Genomic DNA, 16,036 nt, shown 5'->3' with positions numbered 1-16,036 from the left:
CCCCCAGCCCCGCGCCCGATCCCCCCACCGTCGAGTCCGCGAAGTTTGCACGCCCGGACGGCGTGTCGCGTGCAAGAATCGCGGACTCGACGGCGGGGGAGTGGGGAGCGCGGTCGGTTACGAGACGCGGGCGGCGATGTCGGTGCGGTAGTGGGCGCCCTCGAGGTGGATGAGGTCCAGCGCCGCGTAGGCCCGCTCGCGCGCCTCGGCGAAGCCGGTGCCGCGCGCCACGACGGACAGCACGCGGCCGCCGGTCGCGATCAGCTCGCCGGTCGCCGGGTCGAGTGCCGTGGCGGCGTGCGCGATCGTGACCTCGGGGACTGCTGCCGCCGCATCCAGCCCGGTGATCGGCCGGCCGGTCTGCGGCGCCTCGGGGTAGCCCTCGCTGGCGAGCACGACGGTCACGGCGGTGTCGAGGGCGAACTCGGGACGCGGCATCCCGCCCAGGCCGCCCGTCGCCGCCGCGAACAGCAGCGACGACAGCGGCGTGACGAGGCGCGGCAGAACGACCTGCGTCTCCGGGTCGCCGAACCGGGCGTTGAACTCGATCACGCGGATGCCGCGGTCGGTGACGATCAGACCGCAGTACAGCAGGCCGATGAAGGGCGTCTGCTCCGCGGCCAGCGTGCGGACGGTCGGCAGGGCGATCGTGTCGATGACCTCGTCGACGAAGCCCTCGGGCAGCCACGGCAGCGGCGAGTACGCGCCCATGCCGCCGGTGTTGGGGCCCGCATCCCCGTCGAGCAGCCGCTTGTAGTCCTGGGCGGGGGACAACGGGAGCACGTCGTGACCGTCGCTGACCAGGAACAGCGAGACCTCCTGCCCGGCGAGGAACTCCTCCACCAGCACCCCGCCGTGCAGCAGCCAGTGCGTCGCGTGCGCGATCGCCGCGTCCCGGTCCTCCGTGACGAGCACGCCCTTGCCCGCGGCGAGCCCGTCCGCCTTCACGACGTAGGGCGCGCCGACCTCGTCCAGGGCTCGCTCCGCCTCCGCCAGGGTCTCGGCGCGGACCGCTCGGCCGGTGGGCACGCCCGCGGCCTCCATGATCCGTTTCGCGAAGGCCTTCGACCCCTCCAGCTGCGCCGCCGCCTTGCCCGGCCCGAACACGGGGATGCCGCGGGTGCGCACAGGCTCCGCCACGCCGGCGACCAGCGGCGCCTCCGGGCCGATGACGACCAGCTCGATGCCGTTCTCGATCGCGTACTCGGCGACCGCCTCGCCGTCGAGCGGGTCGAGGCCCGGCTCGACGCGCACATCCTGCGCGATGCCGGCGTTGCCGGGTGCGGCGACGATGTCGTGCCGCTTCTCCTCGGCGAGGAGCGCGGTGATGATGGCGTGCTCGCGGGCACCGGAACCGAGGACGAGAATCTTCACGCCACCATGCTAGAGGGAGCGGATGCGGCAGCCTGCTCCGCTGCACGACCGAAGCAGGGGAGGATGGACGCATGGCGAGAGCGAAGATCGCGGATGAGGTGGGCGGCCCGGCCGTCCGCTCGGCCGTCGCGAGCGGTGCCGACCGCAACACCACCGCCACGGCTGTGCGCTACCTGCTGCAGCTGCTGGCGGAGCGCGCCCCGGGCAACACGGTGGAGGTGCGGGTGCCGCCGTTCGGCGCGGTGCAGTGCATCCCCGGCCCGCGGCACACCCGCGGAACCCCGCCGAACGTCATCGAGACGGATGCCGCCACCTGGCTGGCGCTGGCGTCCGGAACGATGACGTGGGACGAGGGCATCGCCTCGGGCGCCGTGCACGCCTCGGGCCAGCGCGCCTCCCTCGAGGGCCTGCTGCCGCTGCGCTACTGACCGGGCGCCGTCACGGATGCACTCCCGCGGTCACGGCGACGACCGCCGCCGAGACGAGGAGCAGCGCGAACGCGCCCGCGCCGACCGGCACGAGCAGTGACGCGGCGCGCGAGAAGGGCGAGGACCGGGAAGAGAGGCTCATACCATCACAGACGTAAGGTCAGCCCGATCGTGACGCCCGACGGGCGCCCAGTTTCGATCTGGGAGAATGGACGCATGAGCGACACCCCCGACGGCGACGAGCAGCTCGAGGAGACCGTCACCCCGGCGGAGGTCCGCGTGCGGCGCTCGCCGCGCTACTTCCGCTTCATGATCACCGGTGCGGTGCTCTTCGCGTTCGTGGCGCTCATCCTCACCTTCGCGTTCCCGGCGAACCCGACCTACGACCGCGGCAGCGTCTTCGGCTTCCTGCTGGCGATCTGCGTGACGATCGGGGTCGCGATCGGTGCGGTCGTCGCGCTCCTCATCGACCGTGCGACCGCTCGTCGGGCACGCAGCGTGCAGGCGGATAGAATCGATGTGCGCATCCCCGAGTCCCCGGAGCCGCCCGCGCGGCGCGAGGCCTCGCAGCCGGAGCCCGGCACGCAGAACGACAGCACGAGCGACACCCAGAGCTGAACATCCCGACTTCCTGAAAGGGGTCCGCTGTGGCCGGAGGCGACGGTCTTCTCAGTCACGATCTGCTTCCCGGCGAGAAGGGGCCGCAGGACGCCTGCGGCGTCTTCGGCGTCTGGGCTCCCGGTGAGGAGGTCGCCAAGCTCAGCTATTTCGGGCTCTACGCCCTGCAGCACCGCGGCCAGGAGTCGGCGGGGATCGCGACGAGCGACGGCGACAAGATCCTCATCTACAAAGACATGGGACTCGTCTCGCAGGTCTTCAACGAGAACGCGCTGAACTCGCTGCCCGGCCACATCGCCGTCGGCCACACGCGCTACTCGACGACCGGCGCCTCCAGCTGGCAGAACGCGCAGCCGACCCTCGGCTCCACGGCGAGCGGCACGGTCGCACTCGGCCACAACGGCAACCTGACCAACACCGCAGAGCTCATGCAGCTCGTCCACGAGCGCTACCCGCAGCACGACGGCGAGCTCACCCGCGGCAACACGACCGACACGGCCGTCGTCACCGCCCTGCTGACGGGCGACCTCGACCACACCCTCGAGTCGACCGCGCTGGAGGTGCTGCCGCGGCTGCGCGGAGCCTTCTGCCTGGTCTTCATGGACGAGCACACGTTGTACGCGGCGCGCGACCCGCAGGGCGTCCGCCCGCTGGTGCTCGGCCGGTTGGAGCGCGGCTGGGTCGTCGCCTCCGAGACCGCCGCGCTCGACATCGTCGGCGCGAGCTTCGTGCGCGAGGTCGAGCCGGGCGAGCTCATCGCCATCGACGAGAACGGCCTCCGCAGCCAGCGCTTCGCGACCGAGAAGCGCGCGGGATGCGTCTTCGAGTACGTCTACCTCGCGCGTCCCGACACCACCATCGCCGGCCGCGGCGTCTACGAGGCCCGCGTCGAGATGGGCCGCCAGCTCGCCCGTGAGCACGAGGTGGAGGCCGACCTCGTCATCCCGACGCCCGAGTCCGGCACCCCCGCGGCCATCGGCTACGCCCAAGCGTCCGGCATCCCGTTCGGGCAGGGCCTCGTCAAGAACTCCTACGTCGGCCGCACGTTCATCCAGCCGTCGCAGACCATCCGCCAGCGCGGCATCAAGCTCAAGCTGAACCCGCTCAAGGAGGTCATCAAGGGCAAGCGCCTGGTGGTCGTCGATGACTCGATCGTCCGCGGCAACACGCAGCGCGCCCTGGTGTCCATGCTCCGGGAGGCTGGCGCCGCCGAGGTGCACGTGCGCATCTCCAGCCCGCCCATCACCTGGCCGTGCTTCTACGGCATCGACTTCGCCTCCCGCGCCGAGCTCATCGCCACCGGCCTGGGGGTCGAGGAGGTGCGCCAGTCGATCGGCGCCGACAGCCTCGGCTACCTGAGCGAGGACGGCATGATCGACGCGACCGAGCAGCCGCGCGAGCGCCTGTGCACCGCCTGCTTCACAGGCAACTACCCGATCGAGCTGCCGGATGCGCACCACCTCGGCAAGAACCTCCTGGAGCGTCCGACGGCCTCCCAGACGGTCGCTCCGACGGACGACGGGTCGGACGCCACGTCCGACGGCTGCGAGCCCGGCCCCGACTCCGAGCTGGAGTCGCTGCTCTCCTTCGGCGACCCCGGCCGCCAGGAGTAGCGCCCGCCGATACGATGGAACGGTGACCGACTCCACCGCCTCCTCGTCCGCCTCCTACGCCGCTGCCGGCGTCGACACCGCGGCCGGTGACCGGGCCGTCGAGCTCATGAAGGCGGCCGTCGGCCGCACGCACGGCCCCGAGGTGCTGGGCGGCGTCGGCGGCTTCGCCGGCCTCTTCGATGTGTCGTTCCTGCGTGACTTCCGCCGCCCGCTCCTCGCCACCTCGACCGACGGCGTCGGCACCAAGGTGGCGATCGCGCAGGCGCTCGACAAGCACGACACCATCGGGCAGGACCTCGTCGGCATGGTCGTCGACGACATCGTGGTGGTGGGCGCGCGTCCGCTGTTCATGACCGACTACATCGCCTGCGGCAAGGTGGTTCCCGAGAGGATCGCCGCGATCGTCGCCGGGATCGCGAACGCCTGCGAGCAGACCGGCACCGCGCTGGTGGGCGGCGAGACCGCGGAGCACCCGGGCCTGCTCGGACCGGACGACTACGACGTGGCCGGCGCTGCCGTCGGCGCCGTCGAGGCGGATGCGGTGCTCGGCGCGGAGCGGGTGCGTGACGGCGATGTCGTGCTCGCCATGGCGTCGTCCGGGCTGCACTCCAACGGGTTCTCGCTGGTCCGTCACATCCTCGCGGCGCGGGGCATCGGCTTCACCGACCGCTCGGAGGAGTTCGGCGGGGTCGTCGGAGAGGCCCTCCTCGAGCCCACGCGGCTGTACACGGGTCCGCTGCTCCGGGTGCTGCAGGATGCGTCCCTCGGCGGCGCCGTCCACTCGCTCAGCCACGTGACCGGCGGCGGTATCGCCGCCAACCTGGCTCGCGTGCTGCCCGTCGGCTCCTGGGTCGAGGTCGACCGATCCACCTGGTCGCCGACGCCCGTGTTCAGCATCCTGAGCAACCTCGCCGGCACCTCGCTCGAGTCGAGCGAAGGCACCTGGAACCTCGGCATCGGGATGTTCGCCGTCGTCGCCCCGGAGTCGGCGGATGCCGTGGCGGCCGAGATCACGGCCGACGGCATCCCGACCTGGCGCGCAGGTGTGGTCTCGACCTCTTCCCGCGACCTCGACGGCTTCGAGCAGGGCGCGAAGGGCGTCGACGGAGGAGCGGTGCGCCTCGTCGGAACGTACGCAGGCTGACCCGCGTCACCCTTTTTGGTCGGAGCGCCACGCGGGTGCCGCCCGCTAGAGTTGCGCGTGTGAGCCGACCGCACGACCGACTTCGTCTGGCGTGCGCGCTCACCCTTGCGGCGTTCGGTGTGCTCGTCGGCGCTGGGCCGGCGGTCGCCGCGCAGGCGGTCGGCGCACCTGCGGTGGCCGCGCCTGTGATCGCCGCACCGACGTCTCCCGCGCCCGCCCCGCCGGCGCCCTCGACGCCCGTGCCCGCGTCTCCTCCTGCCGCCTCGCTGACCCCGCTGGTCGACTGCGTACAGGATGCGTCCCTCGGCGCCGTCTCGGCGCGCACCGTCGTGCTCGGCTACCGCTCGACGGCCGACTCCGCCATCCCGCTCGACGCGGCATCCGGCCGCAACGACCTCACCGCAGGGCCGGCGGATCGCGGCCAGCCCGCCTCCTTCGAACCCGGCGAACACCACGGCGTGTGGCTGCTGACCGTCGACGCGACCGCCGAGCCGGCACTCGGCTGGCGGCTCGGCGATACGGTGGTCCGCTTCGACGCCGCGCCCGCCTGCACCGCCGCGACCGCCGTCACGCTGAGCGCCCCCGCGGAGGTCGCGGCCGGCGCCGTCGCCTCCGTCTCGGCGACTGTCACCCGCATGCTGCTGGCCGCCCCGAGCACCGGCGCCGTCGCGTTCTCCGTCGACGGCGGCGAACCGGTCACGGCCGCTGTCTCCGGCTCCGGTGTCGCGCGGGCCGACCTCCCCATTCCGGTGGCTGGCGCGCACACGATCACGGCGACCTACCGTCCGGCGGAGGGCTCGGGCCTGCTCACCTCCTCGGGCGCTGCGACGCTCAGCGCCACCGCCGCAAGCGCGCCGCTTCGTGTCGAGGCCGACTCCGTCGTGGCCGGGAGCACCTCCGTCCTCGTCACCATCGCGCGTGCGTCCTCGGCCGGCGCCGCCACCGTCGACCTCATGACCGCCGACGGCACCGCCCACGCGGGCGGCGACTACTCGGCCGTCTCGACCACCGTCGCCCTGGCGGACGGGCAGTCGTCCGCCACGGTCCGCATCCCTCTCGCGACGCGCGCGCCCGGGTCGCCGGCCGCGACCTTCTTCGTGCTGTTGCAGCGCGCATCCACCGCGGTGACAGCGGCCTCGGCGACGGTCACGCTACCGGCCGTGCCGAGCGCTGCGCCGGCCGCGGCACTCTCGTCGCCGTCCGATCCGGGGTCGGCAGCACTGTCCTCGGTGCTTCCGCCTGAGGACCCGACGGCCGCTGCACCCGCCGCTACGGTCGGTGCCGCCCAGGACCTCGCGCTGCTCGCCGGCGGGATCCTGCTCACCGGCGGCGGCATCTTCGGGGTCGTCGGCCTGGTACGGGCTGTCGGGATGCGCGGCGCGCGGGCATGACGGAGGATCGCCGCCGATGATGGCGACACCGGGCTCAGCCGTCCGACGTGCGGACGCGAACGGCGACGGAAGACGCTACGCGCGCTTCGGGGTGCCCGTCTCTTCGTCTTCGTCTTCGTACTCGTACGTGTCGTCCGACTCGTACTCCGCCCACTTGGCGTACTGCTCGTCTTCGCTGTGCGAGTGACCGGTCAGCTCTCGCTCCAGGGCGTCGTAGTTCACGTCCGGACTGAACGACTTCAACTGGCGAGCGATCTTCGTGTGCTTTGCCTTTTGACGGCCGCGCCCCATGCGTGACCCCCTTTTGGTCCCAGCCCGTGCGAGAGACTCGCCGGGGATCCGATAGAAACGATGAAAACTAGCATCGAGTTTAGCATGCGGCCCCTCAGGGCCCCGGAGTTCGCGCACAGCGAGAAATGGTGGGATGAGCGCGTGACCACGAGCAGGACCGAGACCCAGGTTGTGGTGATCGGTGCCGGTCAGGCGGGCCTCGCGGTCGCCTACTATCTGCGGCGCTTCGAGCTCACTCCCGGCGTCGACTTCATCATCTACGACCGTGGCCCGCGCACCGGGGGAGCGTGGCAGCACCGGTGGGATGCGCTCAAGCTCGGCAGCGCCCATCACGTCAACGACCTCCCCGGCATGGCGGAGATCGGGCTCAGCTTCGACACGGCCGACCGGTCGCTGCCCGCCCGCGACATCGTCGCCGGCTACTACCGCCGTTACGAGGACTTCTACGGTCTCGACGTGCAGCGCCCGGTCACGGTGACGAGCGTCTTCGACCGAGGAGCGGATCTCGTCGTCCAGCACACCGCAGGCGAGACGGCGACCCGTGTGGTCGTCAACGCGTCCGGCACCTGGGGGTCGCCGTTCGTGCCGTACTACCCGGGCATGAACGTATTCAGAGGGCGGCATGTGCACACGTCGAGCTACCTGTCGGCCGAGGAGTTCGCGGGGCAGTCGGTGGTCGTTGTGGGCGGTGGCACCAGCGCGATCGGCTTCCTGCTCGAGCTGGAGGGCGTCGCCGCGTCGCTGACGTGGGCCACGCGCCGGCCGGTGGACTTCCGGGACGAGTCGGAGCTCACCATCGAGGGCGGTGTCGCCGCGGTCGCGATGCAGGATGCGGCGGCGCGCGCCGGGCTCGCGCTCCCGTCCATCGTCAGCGGGACCGGCGTCCCCCGGACCCGCCGGATCGCGGCGGGCATCGAGCGCGGCGTCCTGGTCGAGCGGGAGATGTTCAGCCGCATCGAGGAGGACGGCGTCCGCTGGTCCGACGGCTCGTTCACGCAGGCGGACGCGATCATCTGGGCGACGGGATTCCGTCCCGAGTTGCGTCACCTCGCCCCGCTCCGGCTGCGCGAGAAGGCGGGCGGACTCACTGTCGGCTCGGGCGCATCCTGGCAGGACTCCCGCATATTCCTCGCCGGGTATGGCCCCCAGGCCTCCACCATCGGCGCCAACCGCGCCGGCCGCATCATCGCCCGCCAGATCATGGCCCAGCTCTGACGCGCTCCGTCCCTGCCCTCTCCCTCGCTCGGCCCTCCGTAGCACCGAGTGGTGAGCACATGTCGCAACTCGGCCCGGATTGGCGCCACGACTCACCACTCGCCGCGCGGGCGGGGCCGCGCGGGCAGGGACGCGCGGGCAGGGCCGCGCGCCGAGCGGTTCCGTGCGCGGTGTCCGCCGAGTGGTGAGTTGATGTCGTCCCCCTCGCCGAGTGGTGACTAGATGTCGCAACTCGGCGTGGATTCGCGCCACGAGTCACCACTCGCCGGGCGCGGGCGGGGCCGCGCGCGAGCGGTTCCGTGCGCAGCGGCCGCCGAGTGGTGAGTTGATGTCGTCCCCCTCGCCGAGTGGTGACTAGATGTCGCGACTGGGCGCGGATTCGCGCCACGAGTCACCACTGGGCGCCGGGCGACGCGGCCCGACGCGCGGATCGGGAACGCACGCACCCGGGATGCGCCGCCGGGAGCGCCGACCGGGAGCCGACCGGGGAGTCAGCCCCCGGTCAGACCGTCACGTCGCGGGGCTCGCCGGCGAAGCGGATGCCGTGGATGCGCATCGTGCCGGCGGTGGGGTCGGGGTCGACATCGAACGTGCCGGCCGGGGCGTCGGCGCGCAGGCCGAGCCGCGCGCCCAGCACCGCCACCGCGGCGGCCGCCGACCACGCCTGCGGGCGGCACGCGGCGGGGTACGGGATCGGCGCGCTGGTCTCGCGCGAGCCGTCGCCGGAGTGCAGCTCGGGCATCCGGTACCCGAAGCCGTCCGCCGCGGCGAGCAGTCCCTCCGCCAGCTCGGCGGCCTCCTCGCGGAACCCTTCGCGGGCGAGTCCGCCGATGACGATGGCCGTGTCGTGGGCCCAGACGCTTCCGCCGTGGTAGCTCAGGGGCCAGTAGCCGGCCGAGTCGGTCGCCATGGTTCGCAGACCGTAGCCCGACGAGAGCTCCGGTGAGACGAGCCGCCGCGCGACGAGAGCGGACTGCTCCGGATCGAGGATGCCCGTCCCGAGCAGGTGGCCGATGTTGCTCGTGACGGTGTCGACCTTCCGCTTGGCCGCATCCAGCGCGACGGCCGGGTAGGCGCCTGCGGGATCGTCGATCCAGAAGGATGCGGCGAACCGCTGCTTCAGGTCGGCAGCCCATGCGCGCCAGCCGTCGCCGCCCGGGCGACCGAAGGCGTCGAGCAGCTCCGCACCGCCGACAGCCGCCTCGTAGGCGTACCCCTGCACCTCGCAGAGCGCGATCGGACCCTCGGCGAGCGTGCCGTCGCGCCACTGGATCGAGTCGCCGGAGTCCTTCCACCCCTGGTTCGCCAGGCCGTGCCCCGTGGTGTCGACGTACTCGAGGAAGCCGTCGCCGTCGCTGTCGCCGTAATCGCGCATCCACGCGAGGGCTGCCTCCAGATGGGGCAGCAGCGGCTCGATCTCGTCGCGCGGCATGCCCCACTTCCATGCGTCGTGCAGCAGGCACACCCACAGCGCCGTCGCGTCCACCGTTCCGTAGTACAGCGGCGGCAGCACGACGCCCTCACCGGGAATGGTCAGAGCCCCGGGCCGCAGCTCGTGCATGATCTTGCCCGGCTGCTCCGCCGTCTCCGCCACCGATTCCGTGCCCTGGTAGTGAGCGAGCACCCGGAGAGTGGATGCGGCCGGCTCGTGACCCAGCGGCAGCAGCATCCGCGCCGCCCAGATCGAGTCGCGCCCGAACAGCGTGAAGAACCAGGGCGCTCCCGCGGCAAGGAAGACGTCGCCCGGGCGCTCCGCCGTCGACATGCGGAGCCCTTGCAGATCCGCCACCGCGCGGTGCAGCCAGGACGCCAGGCGCGAGTCGCCGGTCTCCGCGTGGAATGTCGCCCAGACCTCCGACGGCGCAGCGCCGGCGACCACCGCCGTGGGGTCGTCGACCTCGATCCGCCAGCTGAGCTCCGTGTCGCCGTGGGCGGGCACCTCCACATTCCAGCGGAGGGTGACCGTCCCGCCTGCCACCGAGACGTCTCCGGCCGACGCGGTGATCCGTGCAGAGACCGGCCCGCTCCTGAGCACGGCGCTCGACGAGCCGTCCGCCTCCACGGTCACGGGATGCTCACTGCCCGTGAGTCCGGCCTTGATCTGTCCCATCGGACTGAAGTCCGCGCCCAGGACCACCTCCACCGGGGTGCGGACCCGGGAACGGAGCGCGTTCCGCACCACGATCCGCTCGCGGAGCACGCCGGCGGCCACCGTCCGGGTGCGGTCGATCCGGACCCGCGGATCCGCCGTCGCATCGTCGATGCCCCGGGCGAGTCCGGTGAACACGGCGGTTGCGGCGTCCGGGCCGGTCGTCGCGATGTGCTCGGGCTCGGCTCCTGCGATCGTCAGCAGCACCCGGTCGAGCACGCGGAGGTCGGAGTGGTAGAAGCCGTGGATGCCGTCACCGTCGACCCTCCCGTCGGGGGCCGACCAGGCCTGCGAGGGCGCGGTCAGCAGGACGACGCTGTCGTGGAGGAGCGGCTGGAGGGTGTGGGTCACAGGTGTCGTGCTTTCGTGTTCGGGAAGGGCGCAGCCGGGCGCAGAGGGAGAAGTGGATGCAGCGCTCACTCCTTCACCGCTCCTTCGCTGGCGTTCATGATGCGTCGCTGGAAGATGAAGAACAGCACGGCGACCGGGATCGTCATGATCGCCGCAGCCGCGAGCTTGAGCGGATACTGACTGCCCTGGCTGAGCTGCCCGCTCGCCAGGCCCGCCACGCCCTTGGTCAGCGTCGTCAGAGCGGGGCTCTGCGTCGACACGATGAAGTGCGCGAGCTCGTTCCACGACCCCTGGAACGACAGGATGATGATGGTCACCAATGCCGGCCGGGCCATCGGTAGCACGATCGACCAGAACACCCGGAAGGTGCCCGCCCCGTCGATGCGCGCCTGCTCCTCGACGCTCGCCGGGATGGATTCGAAGAAGCCCTTCATGATGAAGACGCCGGCGGCGTCCGTGAGCAGCGGAAGGATCATGCCGGTGTACGAGTCGTACATGCCGAGCTGATTGATCACGAGGAACTTCGGGATGAGCAGCACGACCATGGGGACCGACATGACCGCCACGAGCGCGGCGAACACCAGGGTGCGCCCGCGGAAGTGCAGCCGCGCGAGCGCGTAGCCCGCCAGCGAGTCGAAGAACACGCGGCCGAGCGTCACCACCACCGTGACGATCGCCGAGTTGGCGAACCAGACGGGAAAGTCCGAACTCAGGAAGAGCCGCGCGTATGCCGCCGTGGTGAACGTCTGGGGAATCAGTGCGACGGGATCGGCGCTCGCCTCGGCGTCCGTCTTGAAGGAGGTGGAGATCTGGATGAGGAAGGGCAGGATGTAGACGACCGCCAGCACGACGAGCACCGCGTAGGTGATCGACGTGGCGACGACCGTTCCACGCGATCGGCGCCGCCCGGTGGACCGGCGAGGTGCGGCGGGCTGCGGCGAGGCCGTCCCGCGTGTCTCGGTCTGAACGGTCATCGCGCTCATCGCGATGCCCCCTTCCGCTCGGGATCGTCGCTCGTCGACGGGACGCTGCTCGGCGCACCGCCCGCGGCGGTCCCGGCCGCCAGGGCCGGCTGGTAGAGCCGCATCCGGCGCTTCGACACCGCGCGCTCGCGCAGCGCCCAGCGCTGGAACAGGGTGAAGACGACGATGATGACGAACAGGATGAAGGCGATAGCAGCGCCCTGGCCCCACTCCTGATTCACGAACGATGTCTGATAGGAGAGGTAGGCGGGCGTCAGCGTGGTCTTGCCGGGCGCCCCGCGCGTGCCCGTGTAGATCTGGTCGAACACCTGCCAGCAGCCGATGAGACCCAGGGTGAGCACGGTGAACAGGGTCGGCCGGAGCTGGGGGAGCGTGATGCGCCAGAAGCGCTCCCAGCCGTTCGCGCCGTCCATCATCGCGGCCTCCGTGATGTCCCCGCCGAGGTTCTGCAGCGCTGCGAGGAAGAGCAGCATGAAGGTGCCGCTCGTGGTGAAGACCGCCATGATGATGTACGCCGTCATCGCGACCGAGGGTCCGCCCAGCCAGTCCCACCAGGAGACGCCGAGCGCGGTGTTCTGGGTGAGAGCAGCCGGCCCCTGCGTCACGCCGAAGGCGGCCAGCAGGTTGTGGATGATGCCGCTCGGGTCGTTGAACCAGTTCGGTCCGTGGATGCCGACCCACGAGAGCATCTTGTTGACCGCGCCCGTCGTGCTGAACAGGAACAGCCAGAGCACGGTGATGGCGACCGAGCTGGTCACCGAGGGGAAGTAGAAGGCGGTGCGGAAGAAGCCGCGTCCGCGCAGGATCGCCCGGTTCACGAGCACAGCGAGGGTGAGCGCGACCGCCGTCTGGATGGGCACGACGAGGATGACGTACCAGGCGTTGTTCTTCAGCGACATGCCGAAGTCCTGCTCCGCCAGCCCGCCGCCGGCGAGCAGCTTCGAGTAGTTGTCGAACCCGACGAAGCTGACGTCTGCCGAGAAGGGGCTGCCGCGGCCGCCCCAGTCGGAGAAGCTCACCCAGAGCGCCATGAGCACGGGGACGACGAGGAAGACGCCGAGCAGCAGGATGACCGGGGCGGTGAACAACCACCCCGAGGCGGTCTCGCCGCGCCGGATTCCGGTGCGGCGAGACCGACTCGTGGTTGCGGACATGGTCTTACTTCACCAGGGCTTCGAGGTTCTTCTGCGTGGCGTCGAGGATCGACTTCGAGTCACCCGTCGCCAGAGATTCGAGCTTGCTGTTGAGGTCGGTCACCACGTCGGCCGCGCCCTTGGCCGTCGGCACGCCCTTGGCGTAGTCGGCGGCGTCGAGGAACGGCACGAGGTCGGGGTTCTCGGACTTCCATTCGCCGGCGGCGGACTTGATCGACGGCATCGGGCCGAAGGCCTTCGAGAACGCGAGCTGGTCGCTCTTGCTGGTCAGCTTCTCGACCAGTTTGAGAGCCGCGGCCTGGTTCGGGCTGTCGGCGGCGATGCCCCAGCAGTTGGTGAACTGGAGGGTGCCCTGCCCGGCCGGGCCCTTGGGCAGCTCCGCGATCGTGTACTTGACGTTCGGGAAGTCGGACTTCAGGGCGCCGGTGATCCAGTTGCCCTCGATCGTCATGGCCGCGAGGCCCTTGCCGAACGCCTCTCCGCCCCAGCCGGCGCCGAGGTCCTTCGCGTACTTCAGCTCGCCGCCCTGGAGCATCTTCTTGACGAAGTCGAGCGCCTTCACATTGGCGTCGCTGTTCGCGGTCGCCTTGGTGCTGTCGTCATTCATCAGGTTGCCGCCGGCCTGCACCATGAAGGACCCGATGCGGGCGTATTCGCCCGAGATGCCGAGGCCGACCTGGCTGCCGGTGGTGAGCTTCTTGGCGACGGCCTCGAGGTCGTCCCAGGTCTTCGGGATGTCGGCGTCGGTCAGGCCCGCGGCCTTCCACGCGTCGGTGTTGATGATGAGCTGGAGCGTGGAGAAGTCCTTCGGCGCGCAGTAGAACTTGCCGTCGTAGGTGAACGACGTGACCAGGCTCGGGTAGAAGTCGCTCTTGTTGCTGAGCTGGTCGCCATAGGCGAGCAGCGAACCGTTGGATGCGTAGCCCGCGAGCGCGTCGGTCGACAGGTAGAAGACGTCGGCCGGCTTCTTGGCCGCGAAGCCCTGCGAGAGCTGCTGGTTGAGATCGCTGGCCGCGACGACGCTCGCCTTGGTGTCCGAGCTCTTGGCCCAGTCGGACACCGCCGACTTCACCGCGGTCGTCTCCGCGTCGCCGGAGGAGCCGATCATGACCGTCAGGGCCTTGTCGGAGGACGTGAGCTTGCCCGTGTCGGAGCCGCTGCTCCCGCCGCTGAAGCCGGAGCCGCAGGCGGTGAGGGTCAGCGCGGCCGCGGCGGCGACGGCGCCGCCCGCGAGCCAGCGGTGGGTGATTCTGCGCATTCGTTCTCTCCTTGGGTGTGAGTGTGCCCGTTCGCCGGGGCGCACGCGTGAAGGGTCGGGAAAGTCGTGGACAACCCGTGGGTGGTGCCGGTTGTGAGCACATCGGAGGCATGCCGGAATCGGGTGCCGATGCCTCGCAGCGGTGCGCGCATCCGACCTCCTCTGGTCCCCTGCCTGTCACTCACCCTGCTGTTTGAACGATCAAATCTGCGTACCGCTAGAATGCGTTTGAACGATCAAACCAGGATGGGTGCCACAGTAACCGCGATGTTCCGCGGGTGTCAACCAGGCCGCTAAGGTCATATCCAGCCGGTGGAGGAGGGAGTCGCGATGGGCGTGCAGCCGACCGTCAGCGACGTGGCCGGCGTCGCGGGCGTCTCCCGCCAGACCGTCTCCAACGTGCTCAATGCGCCCGAGCTCGTGCGCCCGGAGACCCGGGAGCGGGTGCAGGCGGCCATCCACTCGCTCGGCTACCGTCCGCACGCCTCCGCCCGCCGGCTGCGCACCCAGAAGAGCTCCACGATCGGCATCCGCCTCGACCCGATCACACAGGACGGCATCTCCGGCAGCATCCTGGACCGCTTCCTCCACGCGCTCACAGAGCAGGCCGATCGGCAGGGCCTGCGCGTTCTGCTGTTCACGGCCACCGGCCCGGAGGACGAGATCGAGCAGTTCCGGCGGCTGTCGGATGCGGCCGATGTGGATGCGTTCGTGCTCACGTCCACCTTCCACGGCGACCCGCGCACCGAGTGGCTGATCGAGAACGGCCGTTCGTTCGTGACCTTCGGCCGGCCGTGGGGGATCGACGACATGACCGATCCGGCGCACCTCTGGGTCGACGTCGACGGCCGCGCCGGCCTCCGCGACGCGACCGAGCACCTGCTCGAGCGCGGTGCCCGCCGGATCGGCTTCGTCGGCTGGCCCAGCGGCTCCGGCACGGGTGACGACCGCCGCGCGGGCTGGCGGGAGGCCATGCGCGCCGGCAGCGGGCTGAGCGAGCCGGAACTCGACCGGCTCGATGCCGCCGTCGAGGACGTCGTGCCGTTCGGAGCCGAGGCGGCGCGGCAGCTCGAAGCCCAGGGCGGCCCCCTCGACGGCGTCGTCTGCGCCTCCGACTCCCTCGCCCTGGGCGTGCTCACCGCGACAGGCGGCCGCATCCCGGTGATCGGCTACGACGACACCCCGGTCGCGGCGTCGCTCGGCTTCTCGAGCGTGGCCCAGCAGCTGGATGAGGTGGCCGCGGGCGTGCTGGAGCTGCTGACCGGCGCCCACGGCGGCCGCGCGCGCTCGGGCGAGGAGGTCGCCGACCCGCGGCACCGCCTGGTCGCTCCGCGGCTCGTGGTGCGCGACGGGCCGCCCCTCATCGGGCCGCGCTGAGCGCCGCACCGAGGCCCGCGCTGAGCAACGCACCATCCGCCCGGGCCCGAAATCCGCCCGTAACGCGTCACCACGACAATGGACGCATGTCTCCACAAGAGCCCCTGCTGGATGCGCCACGAGCGCGCCGCCTCCCGGTCACCGTGTCCATCACCCGCCGCGTCGACGGCGCGCGCCTGGCGGAGGTGACCCACTGGGTGCAGTCGGGCGTGAACCTGGCGAACACGTACGAGGGGTTCCTCGGCTCGGGCTGGGTCCGCGCGCATGCGGACTCCGACGAGTGGCACATGCTGTACCGCTTCGCCGATGCGGACACCCTGGAGGCGTGGGAGGCGTCGGAGGACCGCGCGGACTGGCTGTACGCCGGCCGCGAGCTGGTCGAGGTGTCGCGCGTGGAGCGGCGGACCGGCATCGAGGGCTGGTTCGACCAGCCGCAGCCCGGCGTCCCGGCCGCCCCTCCGCGCTGGAAGCAGGCCGTGACGATCTGGCTGGGCTTCTTCCCGCTCTCGCTGGCGTTCACGTATCTGACCGGGATGTTCGTCCCGGGCTGGCACACCCTGTGGCCGCTCGCGACCGTGCTGCTCACCACGCTGTGCCTGACGCCGATCATGACCTACCTGCTGCTGCCGTTCGTCACGCGCCTGCTCCAGCCCTGGCTCCGCCGATAGCGCTCGGGGTTCTCCCTGAGCG

General features: G+C 71.1%; 15 protein-coding genes. 8 read left to right on the top strand and 7 right to left on the bottom strand.

Annotated features, from left to right (window positions below; genetic code table 11):
• Positions 1 to 117 precede the first annotated feature (117 nt).
• Positions 118 to 1,374, bottom strand: a complete 1,257-nt coding sequence (gene purD / locus ACQ86M_RS13175) for a phosphoribosylamine--glycine ligase (RefSeq protein WP_431245789.1) — start codon at positions 1,372 to 1,374, stop codon at positions 118 to 120.
• A 71-nt stretch (positions 1,375 to 1,445) separates the two neighbouring features.
• Here purD and ACQ86M_RS13170 point away from each other — a divergent pair, with 71 nt between their 5' ends.
• A complete protein-coding gene (locus ACQ86M_RS13170) occupies positions 1,446 to 1,802 on the top strand; it encodes a sterol carrier family protein (protein WP_431245788.1) in 357 nt (118 codons plus the stop codon).
• A 10-nt stretch (positions 1,803 to 1,812) separates the two neighbouring features.
• Here ACQ86M_RS13170 and ACQ86M_RS13165 read toward each other — a convergent pair whose 3' ends face one another.
• Positions 1,813 to 1,944, bottom strand: a complete 132-nt coding sequence (locus ACQ86M_RS13165; RefSeq protein WP_431245787.1) for a hypothetical protein — start codon at positions 1,942 to 1,944, stop codon at positions 1,813 to 1,815.
• A gap of 74 nt (positions 1,945 to 2,018) precedes the next feature.
• On the opposite strand from ACQ86M_RS13165, the gene ACQ86M_RS13160 reads away from it, so the two are divergent.
• From ACQ86M_RS13160 to ACQ86M_RS13145, 4 genes are read left to right on the top strand one after another with little or no spacing between them, the layout of a single operon-like run.
• A complete protein-coding gene (locus ACQ86M_RS13160; protein WP_431219112.1) occupies positions 2,019 to 2,420 on the top strand; it encodes a hypothetical protein in 402 nt (133 codons plus the stop codon).
• Positions 2,421 to 2,449: 29 nt separating this feature from the next.
• A complete protein-coding gene (gene purF / locus ACQ86M_RS13155; protein WP_431245786.1) occupies positions 2,450 to 4,033 on the top strand; it encodes an amidophosphoribosyltransferase in 1,584 nt (527 codons plus the stop codon).
• Between the two features lie 22 nt (positions 4,034 to 4,055).
• On the top strand, positions 4,056 to 5,177 hold the full coding sequence (gene purM, locus ACQ86M_RS13150; RefSeq protein ID WP_431245785.1) for a phosphoribosylformylglycinamidine cyclo-ligase: 1,122 nt from the start codon (positions 4,056 to 4,058) through the stop codon (positions 5,175 to 5,177).
• 59 nt (positions 5,178 to 5,236) lie between these two features.
• Positions 5,237 to 6,568 (top strand): Calx-beta domain-containing protein, encoded by a 1,332-nt coding sequence (locus ACQ86M_RS13145; RefSeq protein WP_431245784.1) that lies wholly within the window; start codon positions 5,237 to 5,239, stop codon positions 6,566 to 6,568.
• Positions 6,569 to 6,643: 75 nt separating this feature from the next.
• On the opposite strand, the gene ACQ86M_RS13140 is transcribed toward ACQ86M_RS13145, so the two are convergent.
• Positions 6,644 to 6,859 carry a DUF3073 domain-containing protein gene (locus tag ACQ86M_RS13140; RefSeq protein WP_431219108.1) on the bottom strand — a complete coding sequence of 72 codons (216 nt, stop codon included), beginning with the start codon at positions 6,857 to 6,859 and terminating at the stop codon, positions 6,644 to 6,646.
• A 141-nt stretch (positions 6,860 to 7,000) separates the two neighbouring features.
• Between ACQ86M_RS13140 and ACQ86M_RS13135 the strand changes: the two genes are divergently transcribed.
• Positions 7,001 to 8,074 carry an NAD(P)-binding domain-containing protein gene (locus tag ACQ86M_RS13135; RefSeq protein WP_431245783.1) on the top strand — a complete coding sequence of 358 codons (1,074 nt, stop codon included), beginning with the start codon at positions 7,001 to 7,003 and terminating at the stop codon, positions 8,072 to 8,074.
• 502 nt (positions 8,075 to 8,576) lie between these two features.
• Here the strand turns inward: ACQ86M_RS13135 and ACQ86M_RS13130 are convergent.
• The 4 genes from ACQ86M_RS13130 to ACQ86M_RS13115 all read right to left on the bottom strand — a co-directional run bounded on the left by ACQ86M_RS13130 (position 8,577) and on the right by ACQ86M_RS13115 (position 13,969).
• Complete coding sequence (locus tag ACQ86M_RS13130; RefSeq protein WP_431245782.1) at positions 8,577 to 10,574, bottom strand: amylo-alpha-1,6-glucosidase; 1,998 nt, start codon at positions 10,572 to 10,574, stop codon at positions 8,577 to 8,579.
• Between the two features lie 65 nt (positions 10,575 to 10,639).
• A complete protein-coding gene (locus tag ACQ86M_RS13125; protein WP_431245781.1) occupies positions 10,640 to 11,557 on the bottom strand; it encodes a carbohydrate ABC transporter permease in 918 nt (305 codons plus the stop codon).
• A complete protein-coding gene (locus ACQ86M_RS13120) occupies positions 11,554 to 12,711 on the bottom strand; it encodes a carbohydrate ABC transporter permease (protein ID WP_431245780.1) in 1,158 nt (385 codons plus the stop codon). The genes ACQ86M_RS13125 and ACQ86M_RS13120 overlap by 4 nt, the downstream gene beginning before the upstream one ends.
• Positions 12,712 to 12,715: 4 nt before the next feature.
• Positions 12,716 to 13,969 carry a sugar ABC transporter substrate-binding protein gene (locus tag ACQ86M_RS13115; protein ID WP_431245779.1) on the bottom strand — a complete coding sequence of 418 codons (1,254 nt, stop codon included), beginning with the start codon at positions 13,967 to 13,969 and terminating at the stop codon, positions 12,716 to 12,718.
• Between the two features lie 330 nt (positions 13,970 to 14,299).
• On the opposite strand from ACQ86M_RS13115, the gene ACQ86M_RS13110 reads away from it, so the two are divergent.
• Entirely contained in the window at positions 14,300 to 15,346 is a 1,047-nt protein-coding gene (locus ACQ86M_RS13110) for a LacI family DNA-binding transcriptional regulator (protein ID WP_431247890.1), read from the top strand.
• Between the two features lie 86 nt (positions 15,347 to 15,432).
• The gene (locus ACQ86M_RS13105; protein WP_431245778.1) at positions 15,433 to 16,014 is read left to right on the top strand and encodes an antibiotic biosynthesis monooxygenase; all 582 of its coding nucleotides are present in this window, start codon (positions 15,433 to 15,435) and stop codon (positions 16,012 to 16,014) included.
• Positions 16,015 to 16,036 lie beyond the last annotated feature (22 nt).

It is taken from the genome of Leifsonia xyli subsp. cynodontis (genome assembly GCF_050632205.1).
In the GTDB taxonomy this organism is placed as follows: domain Bacteria; phylum Actinomycetota; class Actinomycetes; order Actinomycetales; family Microbacteriaceae; genus Leifsonia; species Leifsonia xyli_D.
The sequence above is the reverse complement of the archived record's forward strand: the minus strand, read 5'-3'. Positions and strand labels throughout refer to the sequence as shown.

Bases quoted from the DNA above. Each gene is read 5' to 3' on its own strand.
- ACQ86M_RS13170 (WP_431245788.1), top strand. From the start codon at position 1,446: ATGGCGAGAGCGAAGATCGCGGATGAGGTGGGCGGCCCGGCCGTCCGC.
- ACQ86M_RS13165 (WP_431245787.1), bottom strand. From the start codon at position 1,944: ATGAGCCTCTCTTCCCGGTCCTCGCCCTTCTCGCGCGCCGCGTCACTG.
- ACQ86M_RS13160 (WP_431219112.1), top strand. From the start codon at position 2,019: ATGAGCGACACCCCCGACGGCGACGAGCAGCTCGAGGAGACCGTCACC.
- ACQ86M_RS13140 (WP_431219108.1), bottom strand. From the start codon at position 6,859: ATGGGGCGCGGCCGTCAAAAGGCAAAGCACACGAAGATCGCTCGCCAG.
- ACQ86M_RS13125 (WP_431245781.1), bottom strand. From the start codon at position 11,557: ATGAGCGCGATGACCGTTCAGACCGAGACACGCGGGACGGCCTCGCCG.
- ACQ86M_RS13120 (WP_431245780.1), bottom strand. From the start codon at position 12,711: ATGTCCGCAACCACGAGTCGGTCTCGCCGCACCGGAATCCGGCGCGGC.
- ACQ86M_RS13115 (WP_431245779.1), bottom strand. From the start codon at position 13,969: ATGCGCAGAATCACCCACCGCTGGCTCGCGGGCGGCGCCGTCGCCGCC.
- ACQ86M_RS13110 (WP_431247890.1), top strand. From the start codon at position 14,300: ATGGGCGTGCAGCCGACCGTCAGCGACGTGGCCGGCGTCGCGGGCGTC.
- ACQ86M_RS13105 (WP_431245778.1), top strand. From the start codon at position 15,433: ATGTCTCCACAAGAGCCCCTGCTGGATGCGCCACGAGCGCGCCGCCTC.